This window comes from Cohnella hashimotonis (assembly GCF_030014955.1).
Lineage (GTDB): Bacteria > Bacillota > Bacilli > Paenibacillales > Paenibacillaceae > Cohnella > Cohnella hashimotonis.
In genome coordinates, this window is record NZ_JAGRPV010000001.1 from 2,005,805 (window position 1) to 2,023,635 (window position 17,831).

Annotated in this window: 18 protein-coding genes; 15 read left to right on the forward strand and 3 right to left on the reverse strand. The window is 59.7% G+C overall.

What is annotated here, in order from left to right:
- Window positions 1-8 precede the first annotated feature (8 nt).
- The 13 genes from ilvE to yajC all read left to right on the forward strand — a co-directional run bounded on the left by ilvE (window position 9) and on the right by yajC (window position 12,758).
- Window positions 9-890, forward strand: a complete 882-nt coding sequence (ilvE, locus tag KB449_RS07865) for a branched-chain-amino-acid transaminase (RefSeq protein ID WP_282907847.1) — start codon at window positions 9-11, stop codon at window positions 888-890.
- Between the two features lie 233 nt (window positions 891-1,123).
- On the forward strand, window positions 1,124-1,996 hold the full coding sequence (locus KB449_RS07870; protein ID WP_282907848.1) for an SPFH domain-containing protein: 873 nt from the start codon (window positions 1,124-1,126) through the stop codon (window positions 1,994-1,996).
- A 12-nt stretch (window positions 1,997-2,008) separates the two neighbouring features.
- Window positions 2,009-2,200, forward strand: a complete 192-nt coding sequence (locus tag KB449_RS07875) for a type II toxin-antitoxin system antitoxin (RefSeq protein ID WP_282907849.1) — start codon at window positions 2,009-2,011, stop codon at window positions 2,198-2,200.
- Window positions 2,201-2,377: 177 nt separating this feature from the next.
- Window positions 2,378-4,540: a LysM peptidoglycan-binding domain-containing protein gene (locus KB449_RS07880; protein ID WP_282907850.1), complete on the forward strand. Its 2,163-nt coding sequence runs from the start codon at window positions 2,378-2,380 to the stop codon at window positions 4,538-4,540.
- 66 nt (window positions 4,541-4,606) lie between these two features.
- Window positions 4,607-5,314 carry a BofC C-terminal domain-containing protein gene (locus tag KB449_RS36450; RefSeq protein WP_282907851.1) on the forward strand — a complete coding sequence of 236 codons (708 nt, stop codon included), beginning with the start codon at window positions 4,607-4,609 and terminating at the stop codon, window positions 5,312-5,314.
- Window positions 5,315-5,474: 160 nt separating this feature from the next.
- Window positions 5,475-5,978 (forward strand): crossover junction endodeoxyribonuclease RuvC, encoded by a 504-nt coding sequence (gene ruvC / locus KB449_RS07890; protein ID WP_282907852.1) that lies wholly within the window; start codon window positions 5,475-5,477, stop codon window positions 5,976-5,978.
- On the forward strand, window positions 5,975-6,592 hold the full coding sequence (ruvA, locus tag KB449_RS07895) for a Holliday junction branch migration protein RuvA (RefSeq protein WP_282907853.1): 618 nt from the start codon (window positions 5,975-5,977) through the stop codon (window positions 6,590-6,592). The genes ruvC and ruvA overlap by 4 nt, the downstream gene beginning before the upstream one ends.
- A 23-nt stretch (window positions 6,593-6,615) precedes the next feature.
- Window positions 6,616-7,623 carry a Holliday junction branch migration DNA helicase RuvB gene (gene ruvB, locus KB449_RS07900; RefSeq protein WP_282907854.1) on the forward strand — a complete coding sequence of 336 codons (1,008 nt, stop codon included), beginning with the start codon at window positions 6,616-6,618 and terminating at the stop codon, window positions 7,621-7,623.
- Window positions 7,620-8,084, forward strand: coding sequence for a thiol-disulfide oxidoreductase DCC family protein (locus KB449_RS07905; protein WP_282907855.1), 465 nt, complete (start codon window positions 7,620-7,622; stop codon window positions 8,082-8,084). The genes ruvB and KB449_RS07905 overlap by 4 nt, the downstream gene beginning before the upstream one ends.
- Window positions 8,081-10,189, forward strand: coding sequence for a SpoIID/LytB domain-containing protein (locus tag KB449_RS07910; protein WP_282907856.1), 2,109 nt, complete (start codon window positions 8,081-8,083; stop codon window positions 10,187-10,189). Before KB449_RS07905 ends, KB449_RS07910 begins: the two co-directional genes overlap by 4 nt.
- Window positions 10,186-11,235: a tRNA preQ1(34) S-adenosylmethionine ribosyltransferase-isomerase QueA gene (queA, locus tag KB449_RS07915; protein WP_282907857.1), complete on the forward strand. Its 1,050-nt coding sequence runs from the start codon at window positions 10,186-10,188 to the stop codon at window positions 11,233-11,235. The genes KB449_RS07910 and queA overlap by 4 nt, the downstream gene beginning before the upstream one ends.
- 42 nt (window positions 11,236-11,277) lie before the next feature.
- Complete coding sequence (gene tgt, locus KB449_RS07920) at window positions 11,278-12,414, forward strand: tRNA guanosine(34) transglycosylase Tgt (RefSeq protein WP_282907858.1); 1,137 nt, start codon at window positions 11,278-11,280, stop codon at window positions 12,412-12,414.
- Window positions 12,415-12,443: 29 nt separating this feature from the next.
- The gene (yajC, locus tag KB449_RS07925) at window positions 12,444-12,758 is read left to right on the forward strand and encodes a preprotein translocase subunit YajC (protein ID WP_282907859.1); all 315 of its coding nucleotides are present in this window, start codon (window positions 12,444-12,446) and stop codon (window positions 12,756-12,758) included.
- Window positions 12,759-13,356: 598 nt separating this feature from the next.
- On the opposite strand, the gene KB449_RS07930 is transcribed toward yajC, so the two are convergent.
- Window positions 13,357-14,229 carry a phosphatase PAP2 family protein gene (locus tag KB449_RS07930; protein ID WP_282907860.1) on the reverse strand — a complete coding sequence of 291 codons (873 nt, stop codon included), beginning with the start codon at window positions 14,227-14,229 and terminating at the stop codon, window positions 13,357-13,359.
- 88 nt (window positions 14,230-14,317) lie between these two features.
- A complete protein-coding gene (locus KB449_RS07935) occupies window positions 14,318-14,725 on the reverse strand; it encodes a TIGR04086 family membrane protein (RefSeq protein WP_282907861.1) in 408 nt (135 codons plus the stop codon).
- A gap of 173 nt (window positions 14,726-14,898) precedes the next feature.
- Here KB449_RS07935 and KB449_RS07940 point away from each other — a divergent pair, with 173 nt between their 5' ends.
- Window positions 14,899-15,585 (forward strand): DUF421 domain-containing protein, encoded by a 687-nt coding sequence (locus KB449_RS07940; RefSeq protein ID WP_282907862.1) that lies wholly within the window; start codon window positions 14,899-14,901, stop codon window positions 15,583-15,585.
- Window positions 15,586-15,594: 9 nt separating this feature from the next.
- On the opposite strand, the gene spoVB is transcribed toward KB449_RS07940, so the two are convergent.
- Window positions 15,595-17,193, reverse strand: a complete 1,599-nt coding sequence (gene spoVB / locus KB449_RS07945; protein ID WP_282907863.1) for a stage V sporulation protein B — start codon at window positions 17,191-17,193, stop codon at window positions 15,595-15,597.
- A gap of 217 nt (window positions 17,194-17,410) precedes the next feature.
- Between spoVB and KB449_RS07950 the strand changes: the two genes are divergently transcribed.
- Complete coding sequence (locus tag KB449_RS07950; protein ID WP_282907864.1) at window positions 17,411-17,680, forward strand: post-transcriptional regulator; 270 nt, start codon at window positions 17,411-17,413, stop codon at window positions 17,678-17,680.
- The last annotated feature ends 151 nt before the right edge of the window (window positions 17,681-17,831 follow it).

The window sequence follows — 17,831 nt, forward strand, 5'->3', positions numbered from 1 at the left end:
CCCAAGGCATGTCTGAGCAATGGATTTATCTGAACGGGCAATATGTGAAAAAGGAAGATGCCAAGATTTCGGTCTATGATCACGGCTTCCTGTACGGGGACGGCATTTTCGAAGGAATCCGCATCTACGGAGGGAATATCTTCCGATGCCGGGAGCACCTGGACCGCCTATACGATTCGGCCAAATCGATCATGCTTAACATGCCGCTCAGCATGACGCAGATGGAAGACGCGCTATGCGAGACGATCCGGCGCAATGGTCTGCGCGACGGCTACATCAGGCTCATCGTCTCCCGCGGGCCGGGCAATCTCGGACTCGATCCGCTCCGTTGTCCGGAAGCGTTCGTCGTTATAATCGTGGAGCAGCTCGCGATCTATCCGGAGGAGGCGTACCGGGACGGACTGCGCTCGGTATCGGTCAGCCCGCGCCGCAATTTGCCGGATGCGCTTAATCCGAAGATCAAGTCGCTGAACTACTTGAACAACATTCTGGTGAAAATCCAGGCGAATCTGGCGGGCGTCGGCGAGGCGATCATGCTCAACTCGCAAGGATATGTGGCCGAGGGTTCGAGCGACAATATTTTTATCGTGAAAAGAGGCGTCGTCTATACGCCGCCTTGTTATATCGGCGCGCTCGAGGGCATTACACGGGGCGCGATCATCGAACTGTGCGCGAAGCTGGGTCTGCCGCTGCGGGAGGAGCCGTTCACGCTGCATGACGTATACACGGCCGACGAGGTCTTTTTCACTGGCACCGCTGCAGAAGTCATCGCCGTGCGCGAAGTGGACGGACGAATCATCGGCGAAGGCCGCGCAGGACCTCTGACCAGCCGGCTGCTGGACGAGTTCCGCAAGATCGTTACGGTCGAAGGCGTCAAAGTTTACGAATAATGGCATGAAAGAGGCGGCGCTCGCCATGCGGGCGGCGTCTTTTTTTTGCGAATCCGCGAAGGCGCTTATCAATGGACGCCTCTCGCAGCTCGTCTACGAAGCGGACAGCGGCGCGATCAACCAAGCGACTATTGGCATTTGTGTCCACGTGTGATTGCGACATTTACATAAGATTACAAAAGTGATATCATAATAATATAAAAATAAAATCAAATTGAATGGGAGAAGCCGCTATGAAGGAAAAACGCGCTTGGCATATGAATGGATTTTTGGCTTTGTTGTTATGTCTGGCCTCTCTTGCCGGCGGTATCGCGCTGATCGTGATCGGGGGCGATCAGGCGGAGCCGGAAGGCGGCCTAATCGGTCTTGGCGTCATACTGCTTCTGGTCGCAATGGTCGTGCTCAGTTCGCTTACGATCGTGCAGCCGAACCAGGCGAAGGTCATCACCTTTTTCGGAAGCTACATCGGCACGGTTTCCCGCAGCGGTCTGTGGATGGTGCTTCCGTTTACCGTTAAGAGACGGGTATCGCTCAAAGTTCGCAACTTCACGAGCAATACGCTGAAGGTGAACGATGCGGAGGGCAATCCGATCGAAATCGGGGCCGTCGTCGTATTCCGCGTCTCGGATACGGCCAGAGCGGTGTTCGATGTGGACGACTACGAACGGTTCGTGGAGCTGACGAGCGAGACGTCGATTCGGCATACGGCAGCCAAATACGCTTACGACACGTTTACCGACGAGCCGAGCCAGTCGCTGCGCGGCAATTCGGACGAGGTGGCTTCGGAACTGTCGGCGGAGCTGCAGAACAGGCTTCATGTCGCCGGCATCGAAGTGCTCGAGACGCGCTTGACCCATCTGGCTTACGCCCCAGAGATTGCGAGCGCCATGCTGCAACGACAGCAGGCGATCGCCATCATCGCAGCCCGGGCGAAGATCGTCGAAGGCGCCGTATTTATGGTGGATGCCGCACTGCGGCAGCTCGTACAAAACGGGATCGAGCTCGACGCGGAGCGGCGCGCGGCAATGATCAACAATCTGATGGTCGCGGTCGTGTCCGACCGTGCGGCGACGCCGGTCATCAACACGGGCACGCTCTACGGCTAAGGATGCGCGACGATGTCATCCAGACCGAAGAAGGCCTATCCCCTTCGACTCGATCCCGAGATCTACGCCGCGCTAGAGCGTTGGGCGGCGGATGAGTTCCGCAGCGTCAATGCGCATATGGAGTACCTGCTGCGGGAGGCGCTCCGCAAGTCGGGCCGACTCAAAGGCCAGCCCGAACCGCCGAATGAGGCGGACGAACGATAGAGATCCAGGCTGCCGGCGATTGCCGGCGCGTGCATAGGCGAACCGGAGCGCAACATTCCGGTTCGCCTATGTTTTTTTGCCGAAGGGATGTCAAATGCCCAGCTGCTGCATAGGATGTAAGGATTGCGCGGGGGCGGCAGCCTGCACGCGAGAGTTCAGCCACCGGGAGGGAACCGAGTGAAGATCCATATCGCCAAAAGCGGTGACACGCTGTACAACTTGGCTAAGAAATACGGCTTGTCTCTTGACGAGCTGATCGCTGCCAACACGGACATCGCGAATCCGGACGAGATCGAGGTAGGCGCCAAGATACGCATACCGAAGCCGGGCCAAAAACAGTACGAGATCGCTCAGGATTATACGATCCAGCAGGGCGATACGATGTGGAAGCTGTCCAAGACGTACCAAGTGCCACTCGCGGACCTGATTGCGGCCAATCCGCAGATTGTCAATCCGAGCGCGCTTATGACGGGCCAAGTCGTCCACATTCCGAAGCTGCCTGCGGAAGGCTCGGGCGCGTCGGAAGAAATGCAGCAACATCACCATCATCATGGCAAACCGGAAACAGGCGTCATGCCGGCTGCTGGAGAAAAGCCCAGCACCGCGGTCATGCCCGGCGCGACGGAAAAGCCGAGCACTGCAGTCATGCCGGCCGTAACGGAAAAGCCCAGCACGGCGCCTATGCCGATCGTGGAGCAGCCGCAAGTTACGGCGCCTGTCGAAGTGCAGATGCCTCCGCCTATGCCGCCCGCCCCTCCGGTGCAGCCGGTGCACGAGCAGTATCCGGTGTACATGACGACGTACCAGCAATCGACAGACCTGTTCCTGCAAATGCCCCAGCCTGCCGTCGAAGCTTCGACGGTGCCGGTCGGTTACGGTCACGCGGGTTACGGGCACGGGCAGGAAGCTGTGTCGCCAGTCTCGACGGGGCCGGCCGTGCTGCCGGCCGCCACCTATGGATACGGCTACGGTCAAAGCCAGCATACCTCCGTCAGTCCTGAGACCGCCATGCCCTATAATTATGGCGACGTCAGTCCGGCAGCTGCCAAAACGAATAGTTACAGCGCCGTCAGTCCTGCTACCGCCATGCCCAACAGCTATGGCGCAATCAGTCCCGCGACCGCCATGCCTAGCAGCTATGGCGCGGTTAGTCCTGCGACCGCCATGCCCAACAGCTATGGCGCGGTTAGTCCCGCCGCTGTCCACAGCTATAACGGTTACGGCACCGCAGTATCTCCCGCAGCGACGCAGCCTTATGGCGGCGTGCCTTGCGCGGAGGGCATCGGCCCGCTCGTCGGAGGCATACCCGCATATCCAGGATACATCGGCGGACTCGAAGGCGGCATTCCGGGGCATCTTGGAGGTCTTGAAGGCGGCATTCCCGGCCAAATCGGCGGCCTCACAGGCGGCATCCCCGGCAACCTCGGGAGCCTGAACGGGGGTATTCCGGGCCATCTCGGCGGACTTGAAGGGGGTATTCCAGGTCATCTGGGCGGTATCGAGGGAGGCATTCCCGGACAGCTTGGCGGCATCGAAGGCGGCATTCCGGGCCATCTGGGCGGCTTGAACGGCGGTCTCCCCGGTTATCTGGGCGGTCTCGAAGGCGGCATTCCGGGGCAGCTGGGCGGCCTTGGCGGCCTGCAGACCGGATGGGGCCAGGCGCCGTGCCATCCGTGCGCAGGTACCCCGGTCTCTCCAGCAGCCGCGGTAAACGCGGCGCAAACGTCCGGCTACGGCTATCCGAGCGGCGTCCTGCCGGTTCAAACGGCCGTTTCTCCCGCTTATTCCGGCTATGCTCCGAATGCCGTCTCTCCTGCATCGACGGGCTATGCTCCGAGTGCCGTCTCTCCTGCATCAACGGGCTATGTCGCGAATTCCTTCTCGCCCGGCGCCGTATCGCCGGCTGCCGTCGGTCCCGCTGCGGTTCCCTACGGCTATGGCTATGATTCGCGATTTCCGCTGACAGCGGGTTACGGTACGCAGCCGTTCGTATCCGAATATTCGCTGCCTTACCGGGACGGCTTCGGCTTCGTGCAGTATCCGTTGGCCGGCAGCGCCGTCGACACGTCCAACAAGGACCTGGCGTACGCATCGGCGGAAAACGAATCGGAACGCTTTTCGGAAGTCGATCGCTTCGGGGACGATGGCGAGAGCGAAGTAGCAGCCAAACCCAAGATCGGCGTCGCCAAGACCGCCCGTTCCTCCGCGCAGCGGCAAGGAGCCTCCGGTTCCGGCGCGGGATCGGCGAAGCGCGTAGCATCTTCCTCCGCAGGCAAAAATCAGGCGCGCGTCGCTTCCGCTCCAAAGAACGGAAAGAGCCTTCCTTGGATCAAATGGTAGGCTTTGATGAATAACCCGACGAGCCCGGGACCACAATAGGGTTAAAACGGAAAAGAAGGGATCCCGGTGCTCGGTAATCGGATTCGTCATTGGAAGAAGCGATTAAAGCGGAACAAGCGTCTGGCGTGGTCCCTCGGCATTTGGGCTGCCGCCGTATTGACGGCGGCAGCGGCGCTGGCCGTTATCCAGCCCCGCTTTGAGCGCGAGGAGCGTCAGAGCGGCGCCATGACGGACGCCGAGGCCGTATGGCTCGACAACCGGTCTTCGTACCTGTCTTTCGAAGGCCCCGACTCCGAGCGGGGGCGGGCGATCGCCGCACTTGCGGGCCTCGAGGGCAAAGTCGAGGTCGTGCTGCAGCGCATGTACGTATGCGGAGAGGAAATCCGGCGGCTCGGTTCGTTCTCCTCGACGGAAGCGATGGATTTGCTCAAGGCGCATCGCGAATGGACCGCGACGCTCCAGGACGCGGACAGGATTATCATGCGGGAGTCGGTGGACGACCTGTCGGCGTCCTGCAAAACATCGGCCAGAATCGGTCTGGACAGGGGCGGCAACCTATCTCTATTCGACGGACCCGTGAAAAAGGACAAGGTCATCCGCACCTTTTTCCACATGGATGTCAAGGCGCTGGAGAGCGGTTTGTCGCCCGAAGAACTGCGAAGACTGCGGGAAGGTTTGCCGTTGGGCGAAGGCAGCGACGACTATCATCAGGTGGTAAGCCGCCTTGGCGAGTACGCCGACAAATCCGGAGCGTCAGCAAGCGCGGCCGAATAGCCGCAGCGCGGCCGGCAAGCGGCATTCACGAAGCGCTGGAGCGTTCGCTCGAGCGCTTTTTTGGCGTGCAGGCAAGCTGTTCGGCTTTCTGTTCTCATCCCCGTCTGCAAATGGTATAATCAAGTAGTCTGTCAGTAGAAACAGGAAGCGGGGGGCCCTCATGCGGGTACTCGGAATCGACCCCGGCATTGCCATTATGGGATTCGGATTCATCGACAAGATCGGACATCGTCTCGTGCCGGTGCAGTACGGCAGCATCCAGACGACGCCGGATACGGCCCAGGAGGTCAGGCTTCAGCAGATCTACGAATCTTCCTGCAAGCTTCTGGACCAATACCAGCCGGAGACCGTTGCGGTCGAAAAGCTATTTTTCAACAAAAACGTGACAAATGCATTCAGCGTCGGCCAAGCGAGAGGCGTACTGATGCTGGCTGCCGCGCAGCGTGGCATTCCGATCGGCGAGTATACGCCGATGCAGGTCAAGCAATCGGTCGTCGGATACGGCGGTGCGGAGAAGAAGCAGGTGCAGGAAATGGTGAAGCGCCTGCTCGGTCTCGCGAGCGCGCCCAAGCCGGACGACGTTGCGGACGCGCTGGCCGTGGCGATTTGCCATGCGCATTCGAGCGGCATGAGTCAATTGATGAACGGAGCGACGCGGCGGTGATCGATTATTTAAAAGGTTTTGTAGCGCATATCGAGCTCGAGTACGTAGTTCTCGACGTGCGGGACGTTGGATACAGAGTGTTTACGCCCAATCCGTACGGTCTGGCGAGAAGCGAGGAGCAGGTACAGTTGTTCATCCATCATCACGTTCGCGAGGATGCGATCCAGCTGTTCGGCTTCACGACACGGGAGGAGCAGAGCCTCTTCCGCAAGCTGCTGGAGGTATCCGGCATTGGACCTCGCGTGGCGCTCGGGGTGCTGGCGGGCGGCAGGCCGGAGTCGGTCGTGGCTGCGATCCAGCAGGAGAATTTGACGTTTCTGACGAAGCTGCCGGGGATCGGGAAAAAGACGGCGCAGCGGATGGTTCTCGATTTGAAGGACAAGCTGGGCTCTTCTTACGATGCGGCGGGCCTCGGCTTGCCTGCGGCGGAGCGTCTATCGCTGCCTGACGACGGCCATGCGTCGTGGGTGGCGGCGAGAGAGGCGCTGGCGGGGCTCGGCTACCGGGATGCGGAGCTGGACAAGGCCTGGTCGGCGCTTAAGGACCGGATCAAGCCCGAGGACTCGCCGGACGCGCTTATGAAGCTCGCGCTTCAGCAGTTATTTACCGGTTGAGGAGCGGAAAGGGGGACGCGTAGGTGGAAGACCGCATCGTGACCGCTCATTTGATGATGGAGGACCGGCAGGCGGAGCTGAGCCTGCGTCCGCGGTATTTGAACGAATATATCGGCCAGTCGCAAGTGAAGGACAACATGAAAATTTACATCGAGGCCGCCAAGTTGAGGCAGGAGGCGCTCGATCACGTCCTGCTTTACGGACCGCCGGGGCTCGGCAAGACGACGCTCTCGAACATTATCGCCAACGAGCTTGGCGTCAGCATTCGGACGACGAGCGGTCCGGCGATCGAGCGCCCCGGCGACTTGGCCGCCATTCTGACGAATCTGCAGGAGAACGACGTCTTGTTTATCGACGAGATTCATAGATTGCACCGCACGGTCGAGGAAGTGCTGTACCCCGCGATGGAAGACTTTGCGCTCGACTTCGTCATCGGCAAAGGACCGAGCGCGAGGTCCGTGAGGCTGGATCTGCCCAAGTTTACGCTGATCGGCGCGACGACGCGCGCAGGATTGCTGTCCGCGCCGCTTCGCGACAGGTTCGGGGTCGTCAGCCGTCTCGAGTTTTACAACGAGGACGAGCTCGCCTTTATCGTATCGAGGACGAGCGATCTGCTCGGGGTGGACATCATCGGCGAGGCGTCCCGGGAGATCGCGCGCAGGGCGCGAGGCACGCCCCGTATCGCGAATCGGCTGCTCAAGCGCGTGCGCGATTATGCGCAGGTGCGCGGAGACGGCATCATCACCGAGCAGCTCGCGCATGAATCGCTCGAGCGCCTGCAGGTCGATCCGATGGGCCTGGACGCGATCGACCACAAGCTGCTCCACGCGATGATATCCCGGTACAAGGGCGGTCCGGTCGGCGTGGACACGATCGCCGCGTCGATCGGGGAAGAGAGTCAGACGATCGAAGACGTTTACGAGCCGTACCTGCTCCAGATCGGCTTTCTCCAACGCACGCCGCGCGGGCGGGTGGCGACGCCTGCCGCCTACCGGCATTTGGGACTGCCGATGCCAGAGCAGCGGACTTGAGCGCGCAGGTGGGCGCGGACGGCCGACGTGTTCTGACCGTATATTATGACGGTGAGTGCAGGCTTTGCCTGGCGGCCGTGGACCGGCTGCGCCGTTCGCGCACGAGGTCCGAGCTGCGTTTTGTGCCGCTTCAATCGCTGCCGGCAGGCAGCTTCGGAAGCGCTCCTGGCGCTCCCGAAGGCGAAGCGGGTCATCTGTCGCAAATACTCGTCAAGGATGGAGCCGCCGGCAAGGTGACCGGCGGAGCGGACGCTGTTATGCTTCTGCTGAAGGACATGCCGGGCCTGGCCTGGCTTGGTTGGTTAGGCGCACTGCCCGGACTAAGGCTTCTCAGCGCCGCCTTCTATCGACTCGTTGCAAAGTACAGATACCGATTGTTCGGAAGAAGCGACGCCTGCGAGGACGGCTCCTGCAGGACGATTGCCACAGACCAAGATGGAACACACGGAGGATCGACATGACTAAAATGAATCGCCGGGTCGCACTGGGCACTTCGGCCGCGGTCCTGCTCGCTTGGGCGGGAACGGACGGACAGGCTGCGAATGCCGCTCTCGTGCCCGATACGATACGCGTCGGCCTGTTTTTGGACCTGGGTTCCAAGTATCAATCCACGACACCCGTCGCGACGCTCGTATCCGCCGGAGGACTGGGTCTGTCATGGGTCGGCGGACAAGGGAATGCGGACTATCCCGCGCCGGGCGGAACCGTTCGGTTCGCTGTTGACGCTTACCGGGCGATGGTGCTCGAGACGGCGGATTTTTCTACAGCGCAGACGGTCCTGAAGAAAATTCAAGCTTCCTCCAAAGCAGGTTTTGTAACCAAGCTGACGAAAAAAGGAAAAACCGTTTATCAAGTGTCGGAGGGTGTGTACAGCACGGCGACCGCCGCGCAATCCGCCCTCGCCAAGTGGGCGGCGGCAACGGGCGGTCAGAGCTCGCTCACGCCGGCTTACGTGGCTGGTCCGCTTGCGCTCGAGGCCGGCCCCTACGCCGGTGCGGGCGAGGCTTCGGCAGCGGCTGTACAGCTGGGCAATGCGGGCTTCGATGCGTTCGTCGCCGTCAAGCCTTCGGCGGAAGGAACGGCGTACGTCTTGCGTATCGGATCGGCCTCCAGTCAGGCTGAGCTGACGAAGATCCAGGCCGCCGTCGCGGCAGCCGGATTTACGGCTAAGCTGCCTGCGACGAACTCCGCCTACGCCGTCATCCGGGACGACGTCACTTACACGGGCTCCGCCACGAATTCCGCCCCGCTGTATGCCCTGCCGGCCGCGGGCGGCGCTGCTTTGCAGGCGGATGTTCAGAGCGACGGCAGCATACAGGTCGTCGAGCGGAGCAAAAACAAATATCGAGGCAGCATGCAGATCAGCGTGCTGAACAACAACCTCGCCGTCGTCAACGTCGTCGGACTCGAGCCGTATCTATATTCGGTCGTCGGCGCCGAGGTCGGCTCCAGCTGGCCGGCGGAGGCGCAGAAGGCGCAGGCGGTCGCCGCCAGGTCCTACGCGCTCGCGGGCGGCGTAACCTATCAGATCGCCGACGTCGTCGACAATACCTACAGCCAAGCCTACAACGGGCTCGGTTCGGAGAACGCGAATTCTACCGCAGGCGTGCAGGCGACGGCCGGCGAAGTGATGACGTACGGCGGCAAGATCATAACCGCCATGTTCGGCGCGAGCGCGGGCGGAATGACGGCCGATCCGCTTGAGTATGCCGGCAACGCGATCCCTTATTATGCGGGAGCGGTCAAGAGTCCCGACGACGGCATCCAGAAGGGGAAGCTCGACTGGTACCGCGTCGCGCTCGATTCCGGCACGGTCGGCTATATCCGCAGCGACCTGCTCGCCGACAAGGGACAAAAAAACGAAGCGGGCCTCGCGATGCTCACCGTGACCGGGGACAACGTGCAGGTTCGCCCCAGTCCGCGCGTTCAGTCCGACGTTCAGCCGATCGCTTCCGTCAATGCAGGGACGCTCGTGCTGTCCCTCGGCAAGGCCCCGGAATATACCAACAACAGCTGGGTCGAAGGCCCGCTGACCGCGGACAAGCTGCTGGCAACGATCAATGCGAAGCTGTCCGACAAAAACAAGATTCAGGGGCCGCTCCGTACGCTTGAAGTATCCGAGACCGGCGCTTCCGGCCGGGCTGTCCGTCTCAAGGCGAACGGCACGACCGTTCAGCTGTACGGCGACAGCTGGCGCAGCGCGCTCGGCGGCGTCAAGAGCACGCTCTTCAAGATCGACGAGACCGCGCGCGCGACGATCGTCGGCGCGAACGGAACGAGCCGGGAGGTGCCGGACGGCGGGGGGACTCTTCAGGTACTCGGCGGCGACGGCACCGTGCGTTCGCTGGATTCGGCGGGCGGCAACGCCATCGTCCTGAACGGAACCGGTCAGGTCCGCGCCATAACCGCTTCGCCCCAATTCATCATAACGGGAACCGGCTACGGCCACGGTCTCGGGATGTCCCAATGGGGCGCACTCGGACTGGCGAATCAAGGGTATGACTACAAGAGTATCCTGCAATACTACTATAAGGATATTAAGATCGAGAAGGATGGCGCTTCATGAATGTCGGCGATTACGATTTTGAACTTCCCGAACGGCTGATCGCGCAGACGCCGCTGTCCGACCGGACTTCGTCCCGATTGCTCGTCCTGCACAAGGACGGCGGACGGGTCGAGCACCGTTCGTTCAAGGATCTCGCGGATTACCTCGTGCCGGGAGACACGCTCGTCCTGAACGATACGAAGGTCATTCCGGCGCGATTGTTCGGCCGCAAGGCGGACACGGGAGCGAAGGCCGAAGTGCTGCTGCTCAAGGCGCTGGGCGACGATCGCTGGGAAGCGCTCGTACGTCCGGGCAAGAAGCTTCATAAGGGCGCCTTGCTGCATTTCGGAGAAACGGAAGATTCGTTGAAACCGTTGCTGGCTGCCGTCGTAGAAGAAGAAGGCGAAATGGGTGCGAGAACGATCCGTTTTCAGTATGACGGCATTTTTAACGAAATTCTCGATCGGCTCGGCGAGATGCCGCTTCCTCCTTATATTAAGGAGCGGCTGGAAGACCGGGACCGCTATCAGACGGTCTATGCGCAGAACGAAGGCTCGGCCGCCGCGCCGACCGCCGGTCTCCATTTCACGGAGGCGTTTCTGCGGGAGCTTCAGGGCCGCGGAATCGCCGTATGCCGCGTGACGCTGCATGTCGGGCTCGGCACGTTCCGGCCGGTATCGGTCGACAACGTGCTCGAGCACAAGATGCACGAAGAATGGTACGGCGTGGACGAAGAAAACGCGACTTTGTTGAATCGGGCCCGACAAGCGGGGACGCGGATCGTGGCGGTGGGCACGACCTCGGCAAGGACGCTGGAGACGCTGGGACAACGTTTCGGAGACCAGCCGATCGAGGCGTGCAGCGGATGGACGGGCATTTTCATTTATCCCGGCTACCGATTCCGCCTTGTCTCCGCGCTGCTCACGAACTTCCACCTGCCCAAGTCGACGCTGGTGATGCTGGTTAGCGCTCTGGCAGGACGCGAAGCCGTCTTGACGGCTTACCGCGAAGCGGTCGCAGCCGAGTACCGTTTTTTCAGCTTCGGCGATGCGATGTTCATTACTTAGACGACTTCGGCGCACTAGACAAGAAGGGACCGATCGAGAACGATGCCGGCTATTACTTACGAACTGATCAAGACCTGCGCCCAGACGGGCGCAAGGCTCGGACGCGTCCACACGCCGCACGGCGTCATCGATACGCCGACCTTCATGCCGGTCGGGACGCAAGCGACCGTAAAGGGCATCAGCCCCGAGGAGCTTAAAGCGCTGAACGCCCAGATCATCCTTAGCAATACGTACCACCTGTTCGTCAGGCCGGGCCACGAGCTCGTCCGTGCGGCGGGCGGCCTGCACAAGATGATGAACTGGGACCGTCCGATCCTGACGGACAGCGGCGGCTTCCAGGTGTTCTCGCTGGCCCAGATGCGCAAGATTACCGAAGAAGGCGTCACCTTCCGTTCCCATCTGAACGGCGACAAGCTTTTTTTATCGCCGGAGGTGGCGACGGCGGTACAGAACGCGCTTGGGCCGGACATCATGATGGCGTTCGACGAATGTCCGCCTTACCCGGCCGAGTATGCTTACGTCAAGCAGTCGACGGAGCGTACGAGCCGGTGGGCCGAGCGATGTCTCAAGGCGCACGCCAGGCCGCACGACCAAGGGCTGTTCGCCATCGTGCAGGGCGGCATGCACAAGGACCTTCGCGCGCAGAGCGCGGCGGATTTGACTTCCCTGGATTTTCCGGGCTATGCTATTGGAGGTCTCAGCGTAGGCGAATCCAAGGAAATCATGTACGAGGTGCTCGACCATACGGTGCCGCTGCTACCTTCGAACAAGCCGCGCTACCTGATGGGGGTCGGCTCGCCGGATGCGCTCGTCGAGGGGAGTATCCGCGGCGTGGATATGTTCGATTGCGTGCTCCCGACCCGGATCGCCCGCAACGGCACGCTCATGACGAGCGAGGGCCGCGTCGTCGTCAAGAATGCCAAGTACGCGGAGGACTTCGGTCCGCTCGATCCAAAGTGCGACTGCTACGCTTGCAGGAATTACTCGCGGGCGTATGTCAGGCATTTGATCCGCGCGGACGAGATGTTCGGATTGCGCCTGACGACGATCCACAACCTGCATTTTCTGGTTAATCTCATGAGTCAGGTTCGCCAGGCGATCCGCGATGACCGTCTCGGCGATTTCCGCGACGAATTTTTCGAGGCGTACGGTATGGCGACCAACGAGAGCGGCTTTTGATTTTTTAAGAAGAGAGGGGAGGTATTTCCATGTGGTTAGCTGACAATTCCGCTGGCGGCAGCAATCTGCTGATGTCGCTGGCACCGTTTTTGCTCATGTTCGTCGTATTCTACTTCCTGCTTATCCGCCCGCAGCAGAAGAAATCGAAGAACCGCAACTCGATGCTCCGGGCGCTTGCCAAGGGCGACAAGGTGACGACGATCGGCGGACTGCACGGCACGATCGCCGAGATCACTGACGACACGATCGTGCTCAAGGTCAACGACGCGACGAAGCTTACGTTTGATCGTTCCGCGATTAACAACGTCGCGGCGCGCGCGATGGATTCGAAAAGCGAAAAGTAAGCTCTAAGCACACGGAGAAGCCCCCGGATCGCGAGATTCGGGGGCTTCTCTATTTGGCCTTGCCATGCTGATCCGATTTTTGTCGTCGATGAACTGCAGCATAGGGCCTGCCGATGAGCCGGCAATCGGAAACAGGATTTGCTTTCCTTCCTGATTCGGACGGAGGCAATTTGTGGATAGGCAGGCATGCATTCGGTGTATCGGCGCTTTTTCGAAAGTTTAACGGGGCGGGCCCAAAACCTACACTTATACATGTATTTTCTGCCGATTCACGACGCTTGAAGAAATACCTGCAAATGTGCAGGTAAATTCAAAGCACACGCCGGAAAGCGCAGCGATAGAGGGAAATAAATGCATATTAGCATCTTTTCTGTTGAAATGAGCATGCATCGAAGTAAAAAGATGTATATTTGCAGGCATTTGCAAAAAACGGCACAGACGACGATCGGCTGAGCCACCGGAACGGCTGTGGGCTGAACTAACGGAACAGCTGTCGGCTGAGCCATCGACTGTCGTTTCACACCAAATTGGGCTTCGGATATCCGCCAAACGTAAAATAACCGTCAGGGCGATTCCCTGACGGTTTCTTCTTATAAGTCTAAGAGTCCGTCAGCCGCGAAGGCGCCAGCTGTTTGAGCTCGTCTTTATGCAGCCGGGGTTGACGTCCGCGTCGAACCTGCGAGCGATCCACCCAGGCACCCGCTTTGAGGCCGATGGCGACTGCTAACGTCGCCAGGATGACGCCCGCGAACATGTCCGTCGCCCAGTGGATGCCGAGATAGAAGATCGAGAAAATGATAATGACTGCGTTCGCGATGCCGAACATCGCCCAGCGCTTGCTTCCGGAGCGCAGCGCCACCAGCGCCATCGTCACGGAAATGGACGTATGCAGGCTCGGAAAACAATTGTCTAACCCGGACAGGTGACGGTACTGCGTCTCGAAGGTCGGGAAAACGTCGAGCATCAAGAATCGAATATTAGACGAAGCATCCCATGCCTCGTGAACCGGAACGAACAAATAGAATGGGACCGCGATCAAGTAGTTCAGCAGCAAGGCGACGCATAGCGCATAGTATTGTTTATCCTTGCCGGCGCTGGCATAGAAGATGAGAGAAGCGACCATAAAACCCTGGAAAACGACCAAGTAGAAAAAGGCGCAAAAGTGCGTGAGCCAGGGGGACTCGAGCGCGCGCTGCAAAGTCCCTTGCCAGCTGCCCTCCCAGCCAACGAGTATCCGGGTAAGGTCTGGAGGGACAGGCAAGGCAGCCTCCAGGCTCAGTTCGAACTTGTTGAGCGCCATGATCAGAAGCAGCGACAAAAATAAAATCAAATGCCTGGGAGAAAGAAACAGCTTGCGAACGAAGACGGCCGCAGCGGCGAAAGGCTGCCGAGCCGTACCGTATCCTACGAGGAGCGCTACCGAAACGGCCGTAAGCGCGGATATCATTTTCATACTGCCGAATACGATCAATTCGTTCGCTCCTTACCGCTAGAAATCATTGTATCAGTATAACACAATTGCCATATTTCTAACGAAAGCGAACGTTTTTATTTTACATTTACAAGCGCCTTGCGCCCCCTCCGGAGCCCGCGTTCACGCCCAGCATGCCCCCGAAGGCGCCTGCAAGCGCAGCGATCAGACCCAGCAGACCCATCCGGGAATCGAAGCCGATATCCTGGGAAAGGAAACCGATAAGCACGACCGCAACCGCGTACAGCAAACCGGTGACGGCGCCGATGTACCAGCCGCGCTTCCCGGATCTTTTGGCTGCCGTAAACCCGCCCGCAAGGCTCGCCGCTCCGTGGACGCCGAATACCCAGGACAAAAGCTTCGTTTCCGGCATCGAGGAACTGTAAAGCAAGACCGATAACGCAAGCGTGCCCAGACCCAGCCAAATAAACGCCCAGACGAAGCCCGCGACCAGGGGGGATGCGATGCGAATGCCGGATACGCGTACGGGATTCATATCGATGCACTCCTTTAATTTCAAACGATTTGTATCATTGTATGGGCTTGTACCCGGCGCTAGTACTCGGAATGCCGATAATTTCCGCGAGAGGGACCGTATCGCGCGCAGGAAGCCCGGTGAGACTACAGTCGCGGGCCCTGATCCGATATCCGGCAAGGGAGGGACAGTTCTTGGAATTGACGGCGATAACGATTCGAACGTTGCTCATGTACTTATTCGTATTCCTTATCCTGCGGTTAATGGGCAAACGCGAGATCGGCAAGTTGTCGGTGTTCGATCTCGTCATCTCGATCATGATCGCGGAGATTGCCGTTATTGCGATCGAAGCGCCAAGCCGCCCGATCTTGTATGCAGCCGCGCCTATGGCCGTACTCGTCGTCGTGCAATTGATCGTGTCCAACCTCACGTTAAAAAACCGCAGGCTCCGCCTTTGGTTCGAAGGCAGGCCGAGCGTTATCATAAGCCAGGGCAATTTGAATTGGAAGGAAATGAAAAAGCAGCGCTATAGCCTGGACGATCTGATGATGCAGCTCCGGGAGAACAGAATCGACCATGTTGCGGACGTTGAGCTCGCGGTGCTTGAATCGTCAGGCAAGCTGTCTGTCATTATGGCCGACAAGCAAAAGCCTGATGTGCCGCCGCCGGTTGAAGGGACGAAACCTAAAATTCGATACGGCTTGCTCCCGCTCCCGCTTATTATGGACGGACTCGTGCAAGACGAGAGCCTCGAACGCATCGGCAAAAACCGGTTCTGGCTCAGGCAGGAGCTGCGACGGGAAGGCGTCAAGGAATTCAAGCAGGTGGCATTCTGCAGTTTGGATCACAAAGGACGGCTTTACATCAATCGCAGAACGTAAATGCCCGGATTATTTGAAAAAGCGGCGCAAGATGGGAATTCTCGCCGCGTCATGCCTGTCGATGAGCTTCATCGTCATGAGCAGAAGCAAGTAAACGACAATCGATATGATCCCGGCAGCCAGTAGATCCAGCCAGACGCCCGGCAGCTTGCCCATATTCCATATCCAGAGCGCAACGGCTCCCATAACGGTCATGGCCGCGCCAATCTTGAGAAAGTCGCCGGGAAGCAGCCGGACGCCCGTCAATCGGACGACACTGATCCAATGCAGCAGCGTAACAAGCGCCATATTGGCGCCGATGGCGATAACCGCGCCGCGGATGCCGAGCTCCGGCTTGGATGCCAGCTGTACGATCAGGACCAGCTTCACGAGCGCCCCCGCAAATGTGTTGAACAGTGCCGTGCCCGGGCGGTCGAGCGCCTGAAGCGCTGCCTGCAGCGGCGCTTGCATGTACAAAAAAACGGCGGCAGGTGCCAACAGGCTAAGCAGGGCGCCTGGCTCGGGGTCGCCGTAGATGAGCCCGCAGATCGGGCGGCCGAATAGCGCCATGAGGATGATAAAAGGCGCGCCGGTCACGACAGCCAGCCGCATCGATTGATGCAGCCGCTTCTGGATCGCGGGCCTGTCGCCTCTGGCGGCTGCCTCCGACAGCGAGGGCACCAGCGATGTGGCAAGCGAAAAGGTGAGCGAACCGGGCAGGAGCAGCAGCGGAATGACCATTCCCTGAAGAATGCCATACTGAGCAGTGGCGGCAGCGGTGACAAGGCCGGCCGCGATGAGCGCGCGAGCCGTCAGGATCGATTCGAACAAGTAGGACAAAGAGCCGATCATCCGGCTGCCCGTAACAGGTATCGCGATCCGCAGCAGGGCTCGCGTCCGGTTCTCCTTAGCCGAGGCTGGCGTTTGTGGTTTTTCGAGCGTGGCAGGTAAAGCTGAATTCGAAGGCTCCCCTTTGTCCGAGCCTCGTACGCGGAGTTCTCCTCGCAAGTGCAGCCAGAGCGCTGCAAGACCGGCCAGTTCGCCTGCGCCCGTTCCGATCATCGCGCCTGCCGCGGCCGCCTCGAGTCCCCAGGGCAGGAACAAAAATGCAAGCGTCAACGAAAGTACGATCCGGATCACCGTCTCCACCGTCTGCGAGACTGCAGTCGGCAGCATGTCCTGCTTGCCCTGGAAGTAGCCGCGCCAGATAGAGGAAACTGCTACGAGCGGAATGACTGGAATGATGGCCAAAAACGCGGTGTGAACTCGAGGGTCCGTCATCAGACTGGACGAGATCCAATCCGAAAGCGCAAAGCACAGACCGCACACGGCCAAGCTGGCCGTCAACGCGATCGTCAGCGCCGTGCGGCGGATACGGACGGCTTCCTCCGCGTCGCCGCGGGAATCGGCGGCAGCGACGAGTTTTGCGACCGCGAGCGGCAATCCCCCGGTAATAATGGTCAGCACGACGATAAAAAACGGAAAAACCAGCTGGACGAGCCCTACGCCTTCGGCGCCGATCAGCCGGGGCAATGCGATTCGCGGCACGAAGCCGAGCAATCGGTTGAGCAGACCGGCGGCGAGCAGGATCATGGCTCCTTGGATAAAGGTTTGTTTGCGCGGCGACAAGGTTCATCCCATCCTTCGCTCTTCGGTTCGACTCCTTCTCAAGCATATGCGGGGGCTGTCCGCAATCATGACAAGCCGTGCCGGATAGGGCGTGCAGGATTTCGGGAGGCGGCGGCGAAAGGTATAATAACTCACAGTACTGATTGAATGACAGGCTTGATAGACGGCACGCAGGACGGCAAGACAGCAGGCGAGAAGCGGGAAGGGGGAACTGCCGATGACGGACGAAATGCGCTTGGACGGCATGGACGAGGCGGAGTTGAATCGTACGATCAGAGAGCTTTGCGAGAGCAAGGCCGAAGAATTCCGGATGATCGGCTACGATCAGGCGACGGGACCCGAGATTTGGGAATGCGTGAGCGACAAATATCACAAAAAGGGAACGCCGGCGCTCCATGCGATCGTCAACGACATCCTGTCGCTGAAGGTGACGAACTTCATGAACTATATTACGCTGAGCATCTATCGGGGCGAAAAAAGACGATAGATTAAATAGGCGGATCGGGCGCGTTCGAGGCACAGGATGCCGGCCCGGAGGCTCCCTTTCCGGGAGCTTTTTTACGTGCGTGCCAGGACGTTTCGACAAATTGACTTCGCTTTGAACGCGTAGGTATAATAGGAACATTGAGAATCGAAAG

What these genes read in the sequence shown, in the direction of transcription:
- ilvE (WP_282907847.1), top strand. Translation starts at nt 9, where the DNA reads ATGTCTGAGCAATGGATTTATCTGAACGGGCAATATGTGAAAAAGGAA.
- KB449_RS07870 (WP_282907848.1), top strand. Translation starts at nt 1,124, where the DNA reads ATGAAGGAAAAACGCGCTTGGCATATGAATGGATTTTTGGCTTTGTTG.
- KB449_RS07875 (WP_282907849.1), top strand. Translation starts at nt 2,009, where the DNA reads ATGTCATCCAGACCGAAGAAGGCCTATCCCCTTCGACTCGATCCCGAG.
- ruvC (WP_282907852.1), top strand. Translation starts at nt 5,475, where the DNA reads ATGCGGGTACTCGGAATCGACCCCGGCATTGCCATTATGGGATTCGGA.
- KB449_RS07910 (WP_282907856.1), top strand. Translation starts at nt 8,081, where the DNA reads ATGACTAAAATGAATCGCCGGGTCGCACTGGGCACTTCGGCCGCGGTC.
- queA (WP_282907857.1), top strand. Translation starts at nt 10,186, where the DNA reads ATGAATGTCGGCGATTACGATTTTGAACTTCCCGAACGGCTGATCGCG.
- tgt (WP_282907858.1), top strand. Translation starts at nt 11,278, where the DNA reads ATGCCGGCTATTACTTACGAACTGATCAAGACCTGCGCCCAGACGGGC.
- yajC (WP_282907859.1), top strand. Translation starts at nt 12,444, where the DNA reads ATGTGGTTAGCTGACAATTCCGCTGGCGGCAGCAATCTGCTGATGTCG.
- KB449_RS07935 (WP_282907861.1), bottom strand. Translation starts at nt 14,725, where the DNA reads ATGAATCCCGTACGCGTATCCGGCATTCGCATCGCATCCCCCCTGGTC.
- KB449_RS07950 (WP_282907864.1), top strand. Translation starts at nt 17,411, where the DNA reads ATGACGGACGAAATGCGCTTGGACGGCATGGACGAGGCGGAGTTGAAT.